General features: G+C 41.5%; 16 protein-coding genes. 5 read left to right on the top strand and 11 right to left on the bottom strand.

The window, feature by feature from the left end; genetic code table 11:
* Nucleotides 1–22: 22 nt before the first annotated feature.
* Nucleotides 23–1,543: an exopolyphosphatase gene (gene ppx / locus J4G44_RS12390; RefSeq protein ID WP_207973716.1), complete on the bottom strand. Its 1,521-nt coding sequence runs from the start codon at nt 1,541–1,543 to the stop codon at nt 23–25.
* A 271-nt stretch (nt 1,544–1,814) separates the two neighbouring features.
* Here ppx and trxA point away from each other — a divergent pair, with 271 nt between their 5' ends.
* The 3 genes from trxA to J4G44_RS12405 all read left to right on the top strand — a co-directional run bounded on the left by trxA (nt 1,815) and on the right by J4G44_RS12405 (nt 4,455).
* Nucleotides 1,815–2,141 carry a thioredoxin gene (gene trxA, locus J4G44_RS12395; protein ID WP_004975164.1) on the top strand — a complete coding sequence of 109 codons (327 nt, stop codon included), beginning with the start codon at nt 1,815–1,817 and terminating at the stop codon, nt 2,139–2,141.
* A 336-nt stretch (nt 2,142–2,477) separates the two neighbouring features.
* The gene (gene rho, locus J4G44_RS12400; protein ID WP_004975162.1) at nt 2,478–3,746 is read left to right on the top strand and encodes a transcription termination factor Rho; all 1,269 of its coding nucleotides are present in this window, start codon (nt 2,478–2,480) and stop codon (nt 3,744–3,746) included.
* A gap of 421 nt (nt 3,747–4,167) precedes the next feature.
* On the top strand, nt 4,168–4,455 hold the full coding sequence (locus tag J4G44_RS12405; RefSeq protein WP_004975160.1) for a hypothetical protein: 288 nt from the start codon (nt 4,168–4,170) through the stop codon (nt 4,453–4,455).
* A 370-nt stretch (nt 4,456–4,825) separates the two neighbouring features.
* Here J4G44_RS12405 and J4G44_RS12410 read toward each other — a convergent pair whose 3' ends face one another.
* The 3 genes from J4G44_RS12410 to pheS all read right to left on the bottom strand — a co-directional run bounded on the left by J4G44_RS12410 (nt 4,826) and on the right by pheS (nt 8,655).
* A complete protein-coding gene (locus J4G44_RS12410; protein WP_004649746.1) occupies nt 4,826–5,122 on the bottom strand; it encodes an integration host factor subunit alpha in 297 nt (98 codons plus the stop codon).
* A complete protein-coding gene (gene pheT, locus J4G44_RS12415; protein WP_131260746.1) occupies nt 5,119–7,500 on the bottom strand; it encodes a phenylalanine--tRNA ligase subunit beta in 2,382 nt (793 codons plus the stop codon). Before pheT ends, J4G44_RS12410 begins: the two co-directional genes overlap by 4 nt.
* Before the next feature lie 174 nt (nt 7,501–7,674).
* A complete protein-coding gene (gene pheS, locus J4G44_RS12420) occupies nt 7,675–8,655 on the bottom strand; it encodes a phenylalanine--tRNA ligase subunit alpha (RefSeq protein ID WP_004975156.1) in 981 nt (326 codons plus the stop codon).
* A gap of 159 nt (nt 8,656–8,814) precedes the next feature.
* Between pheS and J4G44_RS12425 the strand changes: the two genes are divergently transcribed.
* A complete protein-coding gene (locus J4G44_RS12425) occupies nt 8,815–9,843 on the top strand; it encodes a hypothetical protein (protein ID WP_207973717.1) in 1,029 nt (342 codons plus the stop codon).
* 292 nt (nt 9,844–10,135) lie between these two features.
* Here the strand turns inward: J4G44_RS12425 and rplT are convergent, their stop codons facing one another.
* Both rplT and rpmI read right to left on the bottom strand, forming a co-directional pair.
* Complete coding sequence (rplT, locus tag J4G44_RS12430) at nt 10,136–10,495, bottom strand: 50S ribosomal protein L20 (protein WP_004975153.1); 360 nt, start codon at nt 10,493–10,495, stop codon at nt 10,136–10,138.
* Nucleotides 10,496–10,506: 11 nt separating this feature from the next.
* Nucleotides 10,507–10,701, bottom strand: coding sequence for a 50S ribosomal protein L35 (gene rpmI, locus J4G44_RS12435; RefSeq protein WP_004975152.1), 195 nt, complete (start codon nt 10,699–10,701; stop codon nt 10,507–10,509).
* A gap of 340 nt (nt 10,702–11,041) precedes the next feature.
* Between rpmI and J4G44_RS12440 the strand changes: the two genes are divergently transcribed.
* Nucleotides 11,042–11,800, top strand: a complete 759-nt coding sequence (locus tag J4G44_RS12440) for an energy transducer TonB (RefSeq protein WP_026438356.1) — start codon at nt 11,042–11,044, stop codon at nt 11,798–11,800.
* A 28-nt stretch (nt 11,801–11,828) separates the two neighbouring features.
* On the opposite strand, the gene J4G44_RS12445 is transcribed toward J4G44_RS12440, so the two are convergent.
* The 5 genes from J4G44_RS12445 to thrS all read right to left on the bottom strand — a co-directional run bounded on the left by J4G44_RS12445 (nt 11,829) and on the right by thrS (nt 15,927).
* Complete coding sequence (locus J4G44_RS12445) at nt 11,829–12,257, bottom strand: YqaA family protein (RefSeq protein ID WP_004975149.1); 429 nt, start codon at nt 12,255–12,257, stop codon at nt 11,829–11,831.
* 7 nt (nt 12,258–12,264) lie between these two features.
* Nucleotides 12,265–12,549 (bottom strand): hypothetical protein, encoded by a 285-nt coding sequence (locus J4G44_RS12450; protein ID WP_207973718.1) that lies wholly within the window; start codon nt 12,547–12,549, stop codon nt 12,265–12,267.
* 72 nt (nt 12,550–12,621) lie between these two features.
* Nucleotides 12,622–13,239, bottom strand: a complete 618-nt coding sequence (locus J4G44_RS12455) for a glutathione S-transferase N-terminal domain-containing protein (RefSeq protein WP_004975146.1) — start codon at nt 13,237–13,239, stop codon at nt 12,622–12,624.
* A gap of 211 nt (nt 13,240–13,450) precedes the next feature.
* Complete coding sequence (infC, locus tag J4G44_RS12460; protein WP_096902435.1) at nt 13,451–13,999, bottom strand: translation initiation factor IF-3; 549 nt, start codon at nt 13,997–13,999, stop codon at nt 13,451–13,453.
* A gap of 5 nt (nt 14,000–14,004) precedes the next feature.
* The gene (thrS, locus tag J4G44_RS12465; RefSeq protein ID WP_004975142.1) at nt 14,005–15,927 is read right to left on the bottom strand and encodes a threonine--tRNA ligase; all 1,923 of its coding nucleotides are present in this window, start codon (nt 15,925–15,927) and stop codon (nt 14,005–14,007) included.
* Between the last annotated feature and the right edge of the window lie 129 nt (nt 15,928–16,056).

Here is a 16,056-nt window from a genome sequence, read left to right on the forward strand (position 1 = left end):
TTATCCCTAAATTAACCAAATCTTAATCGACAAATTGTTCCGACTGAATATTCAATTCAATGTCCCAATTCTTGAATTGCACTTGTTCATCGTGCAATTCAGCGACAAGCAATGGCCATTGTTTGGCATCACCCGACACGCTGAGCTGCCATTGTTGCGCATTGCGGATGCTTAATTCAATGGCAGGAAGCATCGCATCGCTACGACTTGCGTTGACCAAAACTGCAAGGCGAAGCAACAAACTTAAGTAAACAATTTTATTGCCACCCGCTTTCAGTGCTTCTGTTTTCGCGTCTTGGCGCAACTTTCGACGATGGTTGCCGACCAAATGCGAGAGATAGTTTTGGTCAATTTGTGAGAAACCGGGAATGTCCGAATGTTGCAATAAATATGCACCGTGACGATGATAACTGCTGTGACTGATGGCTAAACCAATTTCATGTAGGTACGCAGCACGACGCAATAAGTCACTATCTTCGTTATTTAATTTTAATGATTCTGCCACGCTGTCAAATAAATGTTGCGCAGTTTTCACCACACGTCCAGCCTGTTTCGGGTCTGAGTTATAACGCCCCATCAAGGCCTGTACACTGCGATCACGAATGTCTTCATGCTGGAAACGTCCCAACAAGTCATACATTACGCCTTCACGCAAAGCCCCATCGGAATACACCAGTTTATCGATATCTAATACATCAAATACCGCATATAAAATTGCCAAACCTGCTGGCAAAACTGCTCGACGGTCTTCTTTTAGACCATCAAATTCCATTTCTGATACGTGTTTAAACTTGAGCAAACGGTCTTTGAGTTTTTCTAAACCTTCACGAGTCAGATTTTCCTGCTCATTGCTCCAGCCCATATTTACCGTAATTTGACGACAGGCTTTAATGGTACCGCTCGAACCTGCAACGGTATCCCAACCTGCTTCTTTATAAGTATTGGCAATCGAATACAGTTCTTTACGCGCTGCAACCACTGCTTTTTCAAAACTGCTCTTGCTAATTTCACCATCGGCAAAATAGGCTTTGGTATAGGCCACACAGCCCATTTGTAAAGATTCGGTATGAATTGGCTCAAATTCTTCGCCAATAATCAACTCTGTCGAACCACCGCCAATGTCAATTACCAAACGACGACCACTATTTGCCATCGTGTGCGATACGCCTAAATAAATTAAACGGGCTTCTTCACGCCCTGCAATAATTTCAATAGGTTTAGGCAAAATTTCTGCGGCTTTTTGAATAAATTCATGTCCATTTTTGGCCTGACGCAATGCGTTGGTTGCCACAATACGCAAACGATTTGACTGCACCGCAGTTAAACGTCCTACAAAACGCGCCAAACATGCCAAACCACGTTGTTGAGCAGCTTCGGTCAAATTCTTATTTTCATCTAAACCTGCGGCCAACTGTACTTTTTCTGACATTGATGCCATTTTTTTTACTTCACCATGATCCACCCGTGCAATTGCCAAGTGAAAACTATTCGACCCCATATCGATGGCTGCGAGTAACTCTTCATCAATTAAAAAATCAGACATTCTTCAAACAAACCTAGACAGAATTGTGCCTAGAGTAATTCACATACACCTAATTTAAAAGCCATTTATCAGCACAATTTGACGACTATTTAAATTTTCTGCATATATGACAATTGTGTTACAGAATTAGCATTTTCGTTTAGCGTTATCGTCACGATCAATTAGACAAATTTGTATTTTGAATGGAAAATCCACAGATTCCCCTACTTTGTTCAAGATGGCTATGTAATACTAACTAAAGCTATCTTAAAAATTATTTGGAGCGTAATCCATGTCTGGCAACATCGTAAACACCACTGATGCAAACTTCGAAGCAGATGTTCTTCAATCGGATACTCCTGTATTGGTTGACTTCTGGGCTGGCTGGTGTGCGCCATGTAAAGCAATTGCACCTGTACTTGAAGTACTTGCAGACGAATACCAAGGCAAAGTTAAAATTGTAAAAGTTGATGTAACCTCTTGCGAACAAACTGCAGTGAACTACAACATCCGTAATATTCCAGCATTATTGATGTTCAAAAATGGTGAAGTGGTTGCACAGCAAGTCGGTGCAGCACCTAAATCTAAATTGACTGCGTTTATTGACGAAAATATCTAAGTCGATTGATCCATCGTCTATTTATAGAGATGATGAAAAAAAATACGCCACGCATTGGCGTATTTTTTTTGCCTACAAATTGACAAGTAGACGTTTCTCTCTTATATTGCATGCTCAGGAAACGCAGGATCTTTCATCCTCTTTCTGAAAAGACACAACACAAAAATGCCGCTCGGCAACAGAAATTGTTTTTCACATTTTTCAATCAAACAATGAATCAGTGCTCTGAATCGTTATTGTGCAAATACAATTGCTTTCATTTTATTGTATGAATGCGGCTAAATGTTGCTCCCTCTCTAACCTGTACCCCAGAATTTTAATTCTATCAGAACCTCTATGAATTTAACCGAACTCAAGAAAAAACCGATTGGCGAACTCATCAAGATTGCCGAGTTTATGGGCCTTGAAGGAATGGCGCGTAACCGCAAGCAAGACATTATTTTTGCCATCTTAAAGCGCCATGCCATGAATGGTGAAGAGATTTTTGGTGATGGCGTTCTAGAAATTCTCTCTGATGGTTTTGGTTTCTTACGCTCAGCTGCAGGTTCATACCTTGCTGGCCCAGATGATATTTATGTCAGCCCTTCGCAAATTCGTCGCTTTAACCTGCGCACGGGTGACACCATTACAGGTACGATTCGTCCACCAAAAGAAGGCGAACGTTATTTTGCTTTGCTCAAAGTCAATCAAATTAACTATGACACCCCTGAAAATTCACGTAATAAAATCTTATTTGAAAACTTAACCCCGCTTTTCCCAACAGAACAGTTGGTGATGGAGTTAGGTAATGGAACAACTGAAGACTTAACTGCACGTGTGGTAGATTTGGTTGCGCCAATTGGTAAAGGTCAGCGTTCAATTATTGTGGCTCCGCCTAAAGCGGGTAAAACCATGTTGCTACAAAACATCGCTCAGTCGATTGTTCGTAACAACCCAGAAGTGTTCTTGATTGTACTTCTCATTGATGAACGCCCTGAAGAAGTGACTGAAATGGAACGCACCGTGCGCGGTGAAGTGATTGCATCAACATTTGATGAGTCACCTGCTCGTCACGTTCAAGTTGCAGAAATGGTCATTGAAAAAGCCAAGCGTTTAGTTGAACATAAAAAAGACGTGGTGATTTTACTGGATTCGATTACCCGTTTGGCACGCGCCTACAACACTGTCGTACCTTCTTCAGGCAAGGTTTTAACAGGTGGTGTTGATGCGCACGCTTTAGAACGTCCAAAACGCTTCTTTGGTGCTGCACGTAATATTGAAGAAGGTGGTTCACTCACCATTATTTCGACTGCACTGATTGAAACTGGCAGTAAAATGGATGAAGTGATTTACGAAGAGTTTAAAGGTACAGGCAACCAAGAGATTACCTTAGACCGTCGTATTGCAGAAAAACGTGTTTTCCCTGCCATGAACATCAAAAAATCAGGTACACGTCGTGAAGAGCGCTTAATGAGTGAAGATAATTTGCGTAAAGTTTGGATTTTGCGTAAATTGTTACACACTCAAGATGAATTGGCAGCAATGGAATTCTTGCTTGATCGCATGAAAGAAACCAAAACTAATGACGACTTCTTTGATCAAATGAAACGTAAAGCAGCCAATTAAACGGCTATAAATATTAGAACACCTAAAAAAGTCATCTTAAAACGATGGCTTTTTTATTTGGTTGACAAAATTTACATAAAGACACAATTGCACGCGGTATATGTAAACTTATTTTTAAGTAAATGATTATAAAAAAATATTTAGTAAAAACCTTTTAGTTTTTAGCCAGTTACCGTGCAACTCTCCAATCTAAAATGCCAAATTAATTGTTATTTTCTGTTAAAAAAGCACGTATTTTTCGCGTTTTTTTGCCTTTTTTTCAATCAACCTAGTAGCAATTCAAAAAGCGCAGTGATAGCATATTCGCAGACCAGTTAGACTGCGCCTGCGTTGTTAGTGCCTAACAAAATTTAGGAATAATAAAAGCATACAACAGACTAACGTCGGTTTTTTTTAATCTCATATTTTAGAGAGTGATGCCATGTTATTCAAAAAAATCGCTATTGCTGCTGCAGTTGCTACTACTTTAGCTTTCGTTGGTTGTGCTAAAAAAACTGAAGAAGCTGCTGCTGACGCTAACGCTGCTGCATCTGAAGCTGTTGTAGCTGCATCTGAAGCTGAAGCTGCTGCTGACGCTGCTGCTGTAGAAGTTGCTTCTGGCGCTGAAGCTGCTGTAGATGCTGCTGACACTGCTGCTGCTGCTGCAACTGACGCTGCTGATGCTGCTGTAGACGCTGCTGCTGCTGCTTCTGAAGCTGCTGCTCAATAATCGATACGATTATGCAGTACAAAAAGAGAGCCGATGGCTCTCTTTTTTATTTCTGAATATTTTGTCTAAAATTTATTTTACTCAGCACAATATCTCCAAATCGCTCAATCCATCTTTTTCAAGTAGATGATTCAGCATATAAAAGCATTTAACCAAAACACTTAACCCCATTCGGCATTTATTTCGATATAACCTTTTGGTTTCTCATCTCCACGCTCAATTCTTAGGTAGCGTCTTGTTCAGCTCTACAGTGTTTTCATTCATATCCATAGTTTGATTCAAGTCTCTCAATTGCAAGATCAATCACTATGTCTTGCTAAATCACAGCGTCTTTCTAAAATCTCTTATAAAAAGCATAAAAAAAAGCAGATCAATCGATCTGCTCATTTCCCACACGCTGGCGGAATTTCTGCCCTGCGCGGAATGTGACTACACGGCGGGCTGAAATTGGAATTTCTTCGCCTGTTTTCGGGTTGCGACCAGGTCGTTGACGTTTATCACGTAACTCGAAGTTCCCAAACCCTGAAAGTTTAACTTGCTCGCCAGAGATCAGTGCTTGGCTGATCTCATCAAAAAATAACTCGACCATTTGTTTCGCTTCACGGCGGTTTAAACTCGTGAGCTCACTTAAATGATCAGCCATTTCTGCTTTTGTTAATGCTGTCATGAAGCCCTCAATGTCGCTTGGTAAGTGTTTTCCAACACTTGCAGAATGTTATCCATACCAGATTTAATTTCAGCATCTTCAAGTGTACGTGTTGGATGTTGCCATAACAGAGCAAAAGCCAAAGAACGCTTGCCTTGTTCAACACCTTGTCCAGTATACACATCGAATAACCAAGTTGAGTCTAACAGCGCTCCACCCGTTTTTTCAATAAGTTGCTGAATTTCGCTTACATTTATCTTATCACTAATTAAAAGCGCAATATCACGTCTAACCGATGGAAAACGTGATAATTCTGTAAAATTAGATACATAAGTTTGCAAAACTGCTGTTTGATCGAGTTCTGCTACCCAAGCCGTGCCTAAATCCAGCTCATCTTCTAAAGATGGATGTAAACGACCAAAGTAACCAATAGACTGACCATCTACCAAAATTTCAGCAGATTGTCCAGGATGCAACCAAGTACGCTCTGAACGAACATACTCTACCTGCACACGACCTGCAGCTAAAATTTCTTCAATATCGCCTTTAAAATCGAAGAAATCCATAGGCTGAGCTTTAGCATGCCAAGATTCTGCATGTTTAGCACCCACCGCAATCAATGCCAAAGTTGGAATTTGCTTCAAGTCATGAATGCTTGCTGCATGTTGATAATCAAAACGTAAACCCAACTCAAAGAAACGCACACGGTTTTGTTGACGATTCACGTTGTACTGAACGCATGGAATTAAGCTGGATAACAACGTTGAGCGCATTACTGCCAAATCGCTTGAAATTGGATTCGCCAATGCCAACGGATTCACTGCAGGGTTTAATTGTTTTTCCAATTTTGCATCGGCAAAGCTAAAACTAATTGCTTCTTGATAACCTAAAGTCACTGCGGTTTGACGTAATTGCGCAACTTCAAACTGATCTTGGTATTTTGCTAATTGCACATCAATCACAGGCAAACTGATTTGAATGTTGTCATAACCGTGAATACGAGCAACCTCTTCAATTAAGTCTTGGTAAATTGCCATATCAAAACGATGTGATGGTGGTACAACGCTCCACTGACCTTCAGCTTGAACAGTAACTTCGCAGCCTAAACGAGTTAAAGCATCGGTAATAAATGTAGCATCAACGTGATAACCCAAGAGCTGATCGACTTGCGCTTGATTTAACGCAATTGCTTCACGTGTTGGCAATTGTGCTGCTTGTTCTGCCACTGTAATTGGACCAAATTCGCCGCCAGCAAATTCTGCAATCAGTTGTGATGCACGGTTCATCGCCAATAATGGCAATTCAAAATCGACACCACGTTCATAACGCTGTGAGGCATCGGTATGCAAACCATAACGACGTGCACGACCTGCGATATGCAATGGTGCAAAGAAAGCGGATTCAAGGAAAATTTCTGTGGTTTCATCACTTACCGCAGAAGATAAACCACCCATGATGCCCGCCATCGCCAATACTTTTGCGTCATCGGCAATCACCATCACATCATCTTGCAGCTCAACTTCTTGCTCGTTTAACAGCACCAATTTTTCTGCTGCAGTCGCTTGACGAACTTGAATGCCACCTTGAATTTTAGCACCATCAAAAGCGTGCATTGGCTGACCCAATTCAATCAAGACATAGTTGGTAATATCAACCAAAATACTGTGCTGACGGATACCTGAACGTGCCAACGCGCGCTCCATCCACTCAGGTGTAGCGGCTTTGGTATTTACATTTTTAATCACACGACCTAAATAACGTGGGCAGCCTTCCGTCAAACTTTGTACAGTTTTTTCATCCTGAATAGTTGCCGCTACTGCCTGAATGTCAGGTGTATTCACTGGCAATTGGTTAATCACCCCAATTTCACGGGCAATACCACGAATACTGAAACAATCACCACGGTTTGGAGTAATACTGATATCAATGACATGGTCATCTAGATCAAGATATTCACGTACATTCACACCTACAGGTGCATCTGCAGGCAGTTCCAATAAACCATCAAGTTTATCTTCAAGGTCAATTTCTGATGCGCCACAGAGCATCCCTTGTGATTCCACACCACGCAGTTTGCCTTTTTTGATTTTAAAGTCGCCTGGCAATACCGCACCAATGGTTGCCACAGGTGCTTTCATACCTACACGCACGTTTGGCGCACCACACACAATCTGCAACGGCTCACCTGAACCAATATTTACCGTAGTCACACGTAAACGATCTGCATCTGGATGCTGTTCAACCGTTAAGACTTCACCCACCACAACGCCTGTAAATGGCTTTGCTGCTGGTGACATATCATCAACTTCTAGACCCAGCATCGTGAGTTGATTCGATAAAGTATCGCTGTCAATGGCTGGGTTAACCCACGTGCGTAGCCAATTTTCGCTAATTTTCATACATTCATTTCCTGAATCTCCCCTACCCCCTCTTTAATAAAGAGGGGAATTCCCACACTTCTATTTATTTCGCGTAAGTCCCCCTTTTACAAAGGGGGATTTAGGGGGATTTTTAAAATTTAAAAATAATCTCTTTTCCCTCTCCTAATTTTAGGAAAGGTTGTTTAAAAAGTTTTAAGCAAACTGGCGCAAGAAACGCACATCATTTTGGTAGAACATACGCAAGTCATTGATGCCATAACGCAACATCGCAAAACGCTCTACCCCTAAACCGAAGGCAAAACCTTTATATTTTTCTGGGTCGATGCCTGAAGCGCGTAACACGTTTGGATGCACCATGCCGCAGCCCAAAACTTCCAACCAGCGACCACGTTCATCCATAATATCCACTTCAGCACTTGGCTCTGTGAATGGGAAATAAGATGGGCGGAAACGTACTTTTAAGTCTTTTTCAAAGAATTCATTTAATAAGTTAATCAACAAACCTTTGAGTTCTGCAAAACTGGTATTTTCTGCGACGTATAAGCCTTCAATTTGATGGAACATTGGTGAGTGTGTTTGGTCTGAGTCGCAGCGATACACACGACCAGGACAAACAATACGAATAGGCGGCTGTTGATTTTCCATGGTGCGAATTTGTACGCCCGACGTGTGGGTACGCAATAAATGATTCACATCAAAATAGAAAGTATCGTGCATGGCACGCGCAGGGTGATGTCCTGGAATATTCAACGCTTCAAAGTTGTGATAGTCATCTTCAACTTCTGGGCCCGTTGCCACGGTAAAACCTGCTTTGGTAAAGAATTGGCAAATACGTTCCTGTACCTGCGTAACTGGGTGAATACTGCCGATGCTTTGACCACGACCTGGCAAAGTAATATCAACGGTTTCATTCGCCAGTTTTTGTGCCAAAGCCGCTTGTTGTAATTCAGTTTGACGCGCAGTTAATGCCGCATTGATTGCTTCACGCACAGCATGAATTTGTGCACCAAATTCTTTACGCTGTTCAGGGTCCATTTTACCCAGTGCTTTGGATTGTTCCGCAAGCTGGCTTTTTTTCCCCGTAAATTGCACTCGCACCTGGTCGAGTGTAGCAAGGTCCTCTGCTGCTGCAATTGCAGCGAGCGCTTCATTGGTCAGGGCTTCCAGTGACATAGTAACTCTCAAAAGCAACAATTTAGAAATAATTTAAAAACCCCGTATTCTAACAGTTTTTAGTCGCTTTGATGAAGCTTCGATGTAATGAAAATTAGATTAGCATCTTGAAATACAAAAAGTATAAGATAAAGCCAATCACCACGAGATCTCAACATTATGGCGCTCGATCAGATTTGGAAACAGCAACTTGCCCTTGTGACTTATGGCAATGAATATTTGGCTCAAGATTTAAGTTTTAATCATTGGCTCAAGCATCAAGTGTTTAACCAGCATCAAATTCAGTTTCGTGATTTATTGTCACAACATTTACTGGCACAACACTTTCAAATCTGGTTAGAGCATCTTAAACAACAAGGTGTGCGACGTTTAAGCCTACATCAGGCAAGTATTTTAAATGATGAAAAAAACCCCAATCCAAATGTAGAGTTATTGCCTTTTGCACACTTTATTGTGAGTCACGAGGCACAGCACAAATCTGCTTGGATTTTCGGAAAAGAGCTTGCAGAATGGTATACCGCAGAACAAGATTATATGGCGCCTGTTTCCCAACAGAGCGAGCTACGTCAAGAAGTCATGTGGCGTTATCAATTAAATCACAAACTTGCCAGACAGCTCGATACAGATTTTGCCTCTCCAAACTGGGATGAAATTGATCGCTTTATTCGCTCCGAGTTATTTTTAAATCCTTGTGCTACAGAGTTTGTTGAACCAGAGCAAAGCGCTAAACCTTATTTCGGTGTAGATCTTACTCAAAACGCAACTGAAAGCATGTACCCAACTTTGGCGTTAATTCCCGCAGACTACCCTGCTGCCTATGCACATCAGATGCTGTATCATTTAGATGCACTGGATCAACACATTCAGAATAAAATCCAGCATCCTTATCATGCCGATGGCACAGAACTTGAACCAAGCGAACAACTCAATTTACGTCATTTTTCTCAGAAACTTGAAGATTTACACGCCAAATTTATCACCAAGGTTGCGAACCATTATCAGACCGCACAGCTCACGCCAGTGCAAACACCTGATCCTTTTGAATCAACGCCTAGCCAAGTACAAAACATCGCTTCACCACAAATACCAACACCTGCAGCTACGCATAAAGTGGGTACATCTGCCGTGATTAAACTGATTTTAATGACTGTGGTTATTTGTGCAGCTGCCTATTATTTTGGTTTATAAGCTTAGGGGCTGTTGACAATTCGTCTATGTTTGCGACAACGCATATTTTTTAGCTGATATAAGGCATGGGACAGGAAATTTAGTCATTCTAAATGACCGGCACATAACGCAATAGCAGCAAAAAATATGCTTGTCCTTCGCTGCGCCTTCCGCTGCAAACAAAGCAGTGCTTGTTTTTGCTCAGGCTGTGGCTAAAAATTTCTCAGATTGAGTTATGAAACTTGGCAGAGACCCTAAATTTCAGGCATAAAAAAAGACCGCAAATGCGGTCTTTCTTTTAAGTCATAAAGACTTATGCAGCTAATGCATCTTTAGCTTTTGTAGCTAAAGCAGCAAATGCAACTGCGTCATGCATAGCGATGTCAGCAAGTACGCGACGGTCGATAATCACTTGTGCTTTTTTCAAGCCAGCGATCATACGGCTGTACGATAAACCATTTTGACGAGCGCCCGCATTGATACGCGCAATCCATAAAGCACGGAATTGACGTTTCTTTTGACGACGGTCACGGTAAGCGTATTGACCTGCTTTGATTACCGCTTGGAACGCTACGCGATATACGCGTGAACGAGCACCATAGTAACCTTTAGCACGAGCAAGAATTTTTTTATGACGGCGATGAGCCTGTACACCACGTTTTACACGAGCCATTTATAATCTCCTTAGATGTATGGGCACATAGCACGAACAGCAGCAACGTCACTCACGTGAACCATTACACAGCCGCGCAATTGACGGATACGTTTAGCAGATTTTTTGGTCAAAATGTGGCGTTTGAACGCTTGTTTACGCTTGAAACCGTTAGCAGTCGCTTTGAAACGTTTAGCTGCACCACGGCGAGTTTTTAACTTAGCCATAACAACCTCTTTAAACACCTGTTCGGCACGTCTGCACCATTGCAAAAACGACCTGCAGGTAAGGGAGCGAGTATTCTAAAGCATCTTTGCTTAAAACAAAAGCATATTGGCTAAATAAAAAATGATCATTACCTCACTCATTTGCCGTAATTCAACTCAGGAAAAAATACTGGAATTGTGAACACCCACTACAATTCAAAATAAAGCTAAAGCTCTGTCAAAAATTGTGCAGATCAACACCCTAAAAACTTGCAATAAGTTGCGGATTACCCTTGCGATTATTCACAATTCCATCAATACTTCGCCTCGTCTTGTGTGAGATAAAAAAGACCGTAATATGATGAAAACATCTTTATATATAACTCTATTGCTTGGACTCAGTGCGACGCATCTTTTTGCAAAACCACCGCAGCAGAAATCGACACCAAAAGCCACACTCGAAGTACAAAAAAGTGCTGCCTTGCCTGCTCATCTCACCACACGCTTAGCATGGCGCAAGTTTCCACAACCCAAATATAAAAATGAAGATTTAAATCAACAAAACCGAGCTGCAATTGTGCGTATTTATGCAGATGAAACCGGCAAAATCAGTCAAGCCACTATTCAAGAAAGTACAGGGCTGAAAAAATTAGATGATGCCTTATTACAAGCGGTTCGCACTGCTGAAATTCAACCGACCTATGTAGAAGATACTGCCGTACCGACCATTGGTTTTCAAAGCTTTAATTTAAGATTTCAGGATAACCAGCACGAAGATTGCCAGTTTGATTTTCAATCTAAACAATGGTTAGCACAGCAACAACAGCAAAAAGTTCAATTTAAGTATCGTAGTCAACCACAATTAAACTTAAGTGCGGAAGATTTAAAAAATCACTCACGTAAGTTAAAGTTTCAATTCAAAGTAAATAAGCATGGCGAAGTGAAACGTGTGAAATTGACACAAGGTTCGGGACAATACGCACTTGATCAACAAGTTTTAGCTGCAGTGAAAGCTGCTCAAGTAGATGTACCGCGTCAATTTTGGCTGTATAAAAAGTCAAAATTAAAAGATGAAATTTATTTTGATTTAAACACGTGTGATGCTCAAGAACAGTCATAAGTGTCTATAGATAATAGGGGTTGCTTGCTTAAACCCATGTATAAACAAAATAAATAAACAGATAACGCCCGATTTTGGCTAGACTCACCATCAACACAAAACGGGCAAAATGTTCTTTCATTAAACCTGCAATCAGCGTAATTGGATCACCAATAATCGGCACCCAACTGAGCAGTAAAGACCAAAACCCATATTTGGCGTAGGTGTGCTGTGCTTTTTCTAATTGTGTAGCCGAAACAGGAAACCACTTTTTATCTTTATAATGTTCGATCTTGAGTCCCAAATACCAGTTCACACAAGAACCTAAAATATTGCCTAGACTGGCAATGCTAATCAGCCAAATGGGTGCATAGCTGCCTTCATATAACAGCCCCAACAACACAGCTTCGGACTGTAAAGGCAATAAAGTTGCCGCACCAAATGCAGATAAAAATAAACCAAACAGCGTCCAAAGCATAGACGATTTAAAGCCCTAAAGCCTGCTTGGTTTTACGATATTCCCAGCTCGCCCAAAAAATACTAAGCAAAATAAGTGCCGCACGTGCCCATGTATAACGCTGAGTAACAGGCTCAATCGCAGCACGTAAAACCTGTTGATCTGTGCTATTTAAAGCCACAATCATATTCTGCACATGAAATGCTTCGATCACAAATAAGATCAAGCAAGACACAATGCCCAAAATAATGCTCCAATACACTTTGGCATTTTGCTCAACAATCTTGGTAAAGTTTAAAAAAAATTCTTGCATAGCTCATCCAATAAAAAAGCCACCTGAAAAAGTGAGGTATCAGGTGGCTGGCATCTTAGCATAAAAGTAGATTTAAACTTGAATCGCGAGTGCTTTCTGCACTGCAGGGCGCGCAGTCAGCCGTGTAATATAGTCTTGTACATACGGATAATCTTCCAGCGAAATATTTTGCCAGTCATGACGTAACGCCCACGGCAAAATAGCCATATCAGCAATTGAATATTCGCCCGCCACGTACTTTTGCCCCATCAACTGCTTATTTAACACGCCATACAAACGCTTGGATTCATTGATATAGCGTTCAATCGCATAAGGAATTTTCTCTGGTGCATAACGGCTAAAATGATGATTCTGTCCTAACATTGGACCAAAACCACCCATTTGCCACATGAGCCACTGCTCTACTTCAACACGCTCCTGTTCATCGGTAGGATAAAACATGCCAGTTTTGCGCCCTAGATATTGCAAAATTGCACCCGACTCAAACACAGAGATTGGCTCACCACGCGGACCGTTCTGATCGACAATTGCAGGAATTTTATTATTGGGCGAAATTTTTAAAAAATCTGGCTGAAATTGATCATCTTCTGAAATATTGATGGGGAAAATTTGATATTCCAAACCCATTTCTTCAAGTGCAATACTAATTTTATGACCGTTGGGGGTGCCCCAATAATAAAGATCAATCATGTTTTATCCTTCATTACTTTTTTTGCTTTTTGACCAGCATTCTTCTACTGCGGTTTTAGTTATAGCATGTTTTTAAGCGTTTGTTGCGTGTCGCTGCGTAGAGTTTTTTTATCGAATGGCATATCTCATAAACATGAAACATAGATGCTCACTTTCATCACGCAAAAAAAAGCACCGCCAAGGTGCAGTGCTTCTTTTGTTCAAGATGGGATTACTTTTTCTTTTTAGGACCAAGCAACATACCCATTTGACGACCTTCCATTTTTGGTGCTTGTTCAACTACACCATATTCAATTACATCTGCTTCAACTTTTTGCAATTGAGCCAAACCTAACTGTTGGTGAGCCATTTCACGACCACGGAAGCGTAAAGTGATTTTTACCTTGTTCCCTTCTTCAAGGAATTTGATAATTGCACGTAATTTTACGTTGTAATCACCAACATCAGTCGCAGGGCGGAGCTTGATTTCTTTCACCTGTACTTGATGCTGTTTTTTCTTCGCTTCTTTCTGCTTTTGCTTTAGATCAAACAAATGCTTGTTAAAGTCCATGATTTTGCACACCGGTGGTTCGGCATTTGCCACAATTTCCACCAAGTCAAGGTCAACGCTTTCTGCTGCGCGTAATGCATCAGCCAAGCTTACAATACCTTTTTGCTCACCATTTTCGTCTACAAGACGGACTTCTTTTGCACGAATTTCATCATTCAAAGCAGGACGGTTAGATTTTCCGCCCTGTTGATTACGGTCAGGCTGTTTAATCGCTGTTACTCCACAATATACCGGCCGCGTTCTGCGACGGCTGTTTTCACTAGGTCAATGAAAGCATCAATTGACATAGTACCCAAATTTGTTCCTGAGCGAGTACGGACGTTTACCGTTCCTTCTTCCACTTCACGGTCCCCAAGTACCAGTAAGTATGGAATACGCTCTAATGTACGCTCACGAATCTTAAAGCCGATTTTCTCATTTCTCAAGTCAGAAATAGCACGAATACCGTTTTCTTTAAGTTTTGCGACGACCTGTTCACTTGCAGCAGCTTGTGAATCGGTAATATTCATGACACAAGCTTGCACTGGCGCTAACCATGGTGGCATAAAGCCTGCATAGTGCTCAATAAGTATACCAATAAATCGTTCAAAGCTGCCAAGAATTGCGCGGTGCAACATTACAGGCTGATCACGATCATTGTCTTCAGTGACATAAGATGCCTCTAAACGCTCAGGCAAGTTAAAGTCACACTGAATTGTACCACATTGCCACACACGACCTAAGCAGTCTTTCAGTGAGAATTCAATTTTCGGGCCGTAGAACGCACCTTCACCCGGTTGTAACTCCCATTCCAGACCTGCAGCATCCAAGGCATCAGCCAAAGATTTTTCTGCCATATCCCAAAGTGCATCATCTCCCACACGTTTTTCAGGACGTGTAGACAGTTTCATTTGCACCTCTTCAAAACCGAAATCTTTATAAACATCTAAAGTCAGTTTGATGAAGTCTGCAACTTCTGGCCCAATTTGTTCTTTGGTACAGAAAATGTGGGCATCGTCTTGAGTAAAGCCACGTACGCGCATAATGCCGTGCAGTGAACCTGATGGCTCGTTACGGTGACATGAACCAAATTCTGCCAGACGAATTGGCAAATCACGATATGACTTTAGCCCTTGGTTAAAGACTTGTACGTGACATGGGCAGTTCATTGGTTTTACTGCATAGTTACGGTTTTCAGAATGGGTGGTAAACATATTGTCTGCGTAGTTGGCAGCATGTCCTGATTTTTCCCATAGCGTGAAATCGACCACTTGCGGGGTACGAATTTCTAGGTAACCGTTGTCTTGTTGTACTTTACGCATGTATTGCTCAAGTACTTGGTAAATCGTCCAACCATTTGGATGCCAAAACACCATGCCTGGTGCTTCTTCTTGCATATGGAACAAGTCCAAAGCTTTACCAATTTTACGGTGGTCACGCTTTTCTGCTTCTTCAATACGTTTGATATACGCCGCGAGCTGTTTTTTGTCCGCCCAAGCCGTACCATAAATACGTTGTAACTGTTCGTTTTTCGCATCACCGCGCCAATAAGCGCCTGAAATTTTGGTGAGTTTGAACGACTTTAAGAATTTAGTGTTTGGAACGTGTGGACCACGACACATATCCAAATAGTCTTGATGATAGTACAAGCCCATTTGGGTTTCGTTTGGCATGTCTGCAATCAAACGTAATTTATATTCTTCGCCACGCGCTGTAAATTCTGCAATCACTTCATCACGCGGGGTCATTTTTTTTACAACATCATAATCTTGGTCGATGAGCTTTTTCATGCGCTCTTCGATTGCTGCCAAGTCATCTAACGTAAATGGACGTGGCATCCAAATGTCATAGTAGAAACCTTCTTCAATGACAGGACCAATCACCATTTTCGCTTCAGGAAAAAGCTGTTTTACCGCATGCCCCACCAAGTGCGCACATGAGTGACGGATAATCTCTACGCCTTCTTCATCTTTAGGCGTAATAATTTGTAGGGTTGCGTCTTCGGTAATTAAATCGCAGGCATCGACCAAACGATCATTCACACGTCCAGCAACTGTATTTTTGGCAAGACCCGGACCGATGCTTTGAGCAACTTCCATCACAGATACGGCTTGATCAAACTGTTTTTGATCGCCATTTGGCAAAGTGATAATAGGCATAGATAAAAATCCTTAAGGAGTGATGCCCCGTACCATGGAGCATATCACCGCGAGATTATGATTAAGGGAGACCCTCAAAAGATAAAAACGGTGTATAAATAAAAAGCGCCTTAAATTTTACACGGCTTG

The organism is Acinetobacter towneri (genome assembly GCF_017498585.1).
GTDB classification, from domain to species: Bacteria; Pseudomonadota; Gammaproteobacteria; order Pseudomonadales; family Moraxellaceae; genus Acinetobacter; species Acinetobacter towneri.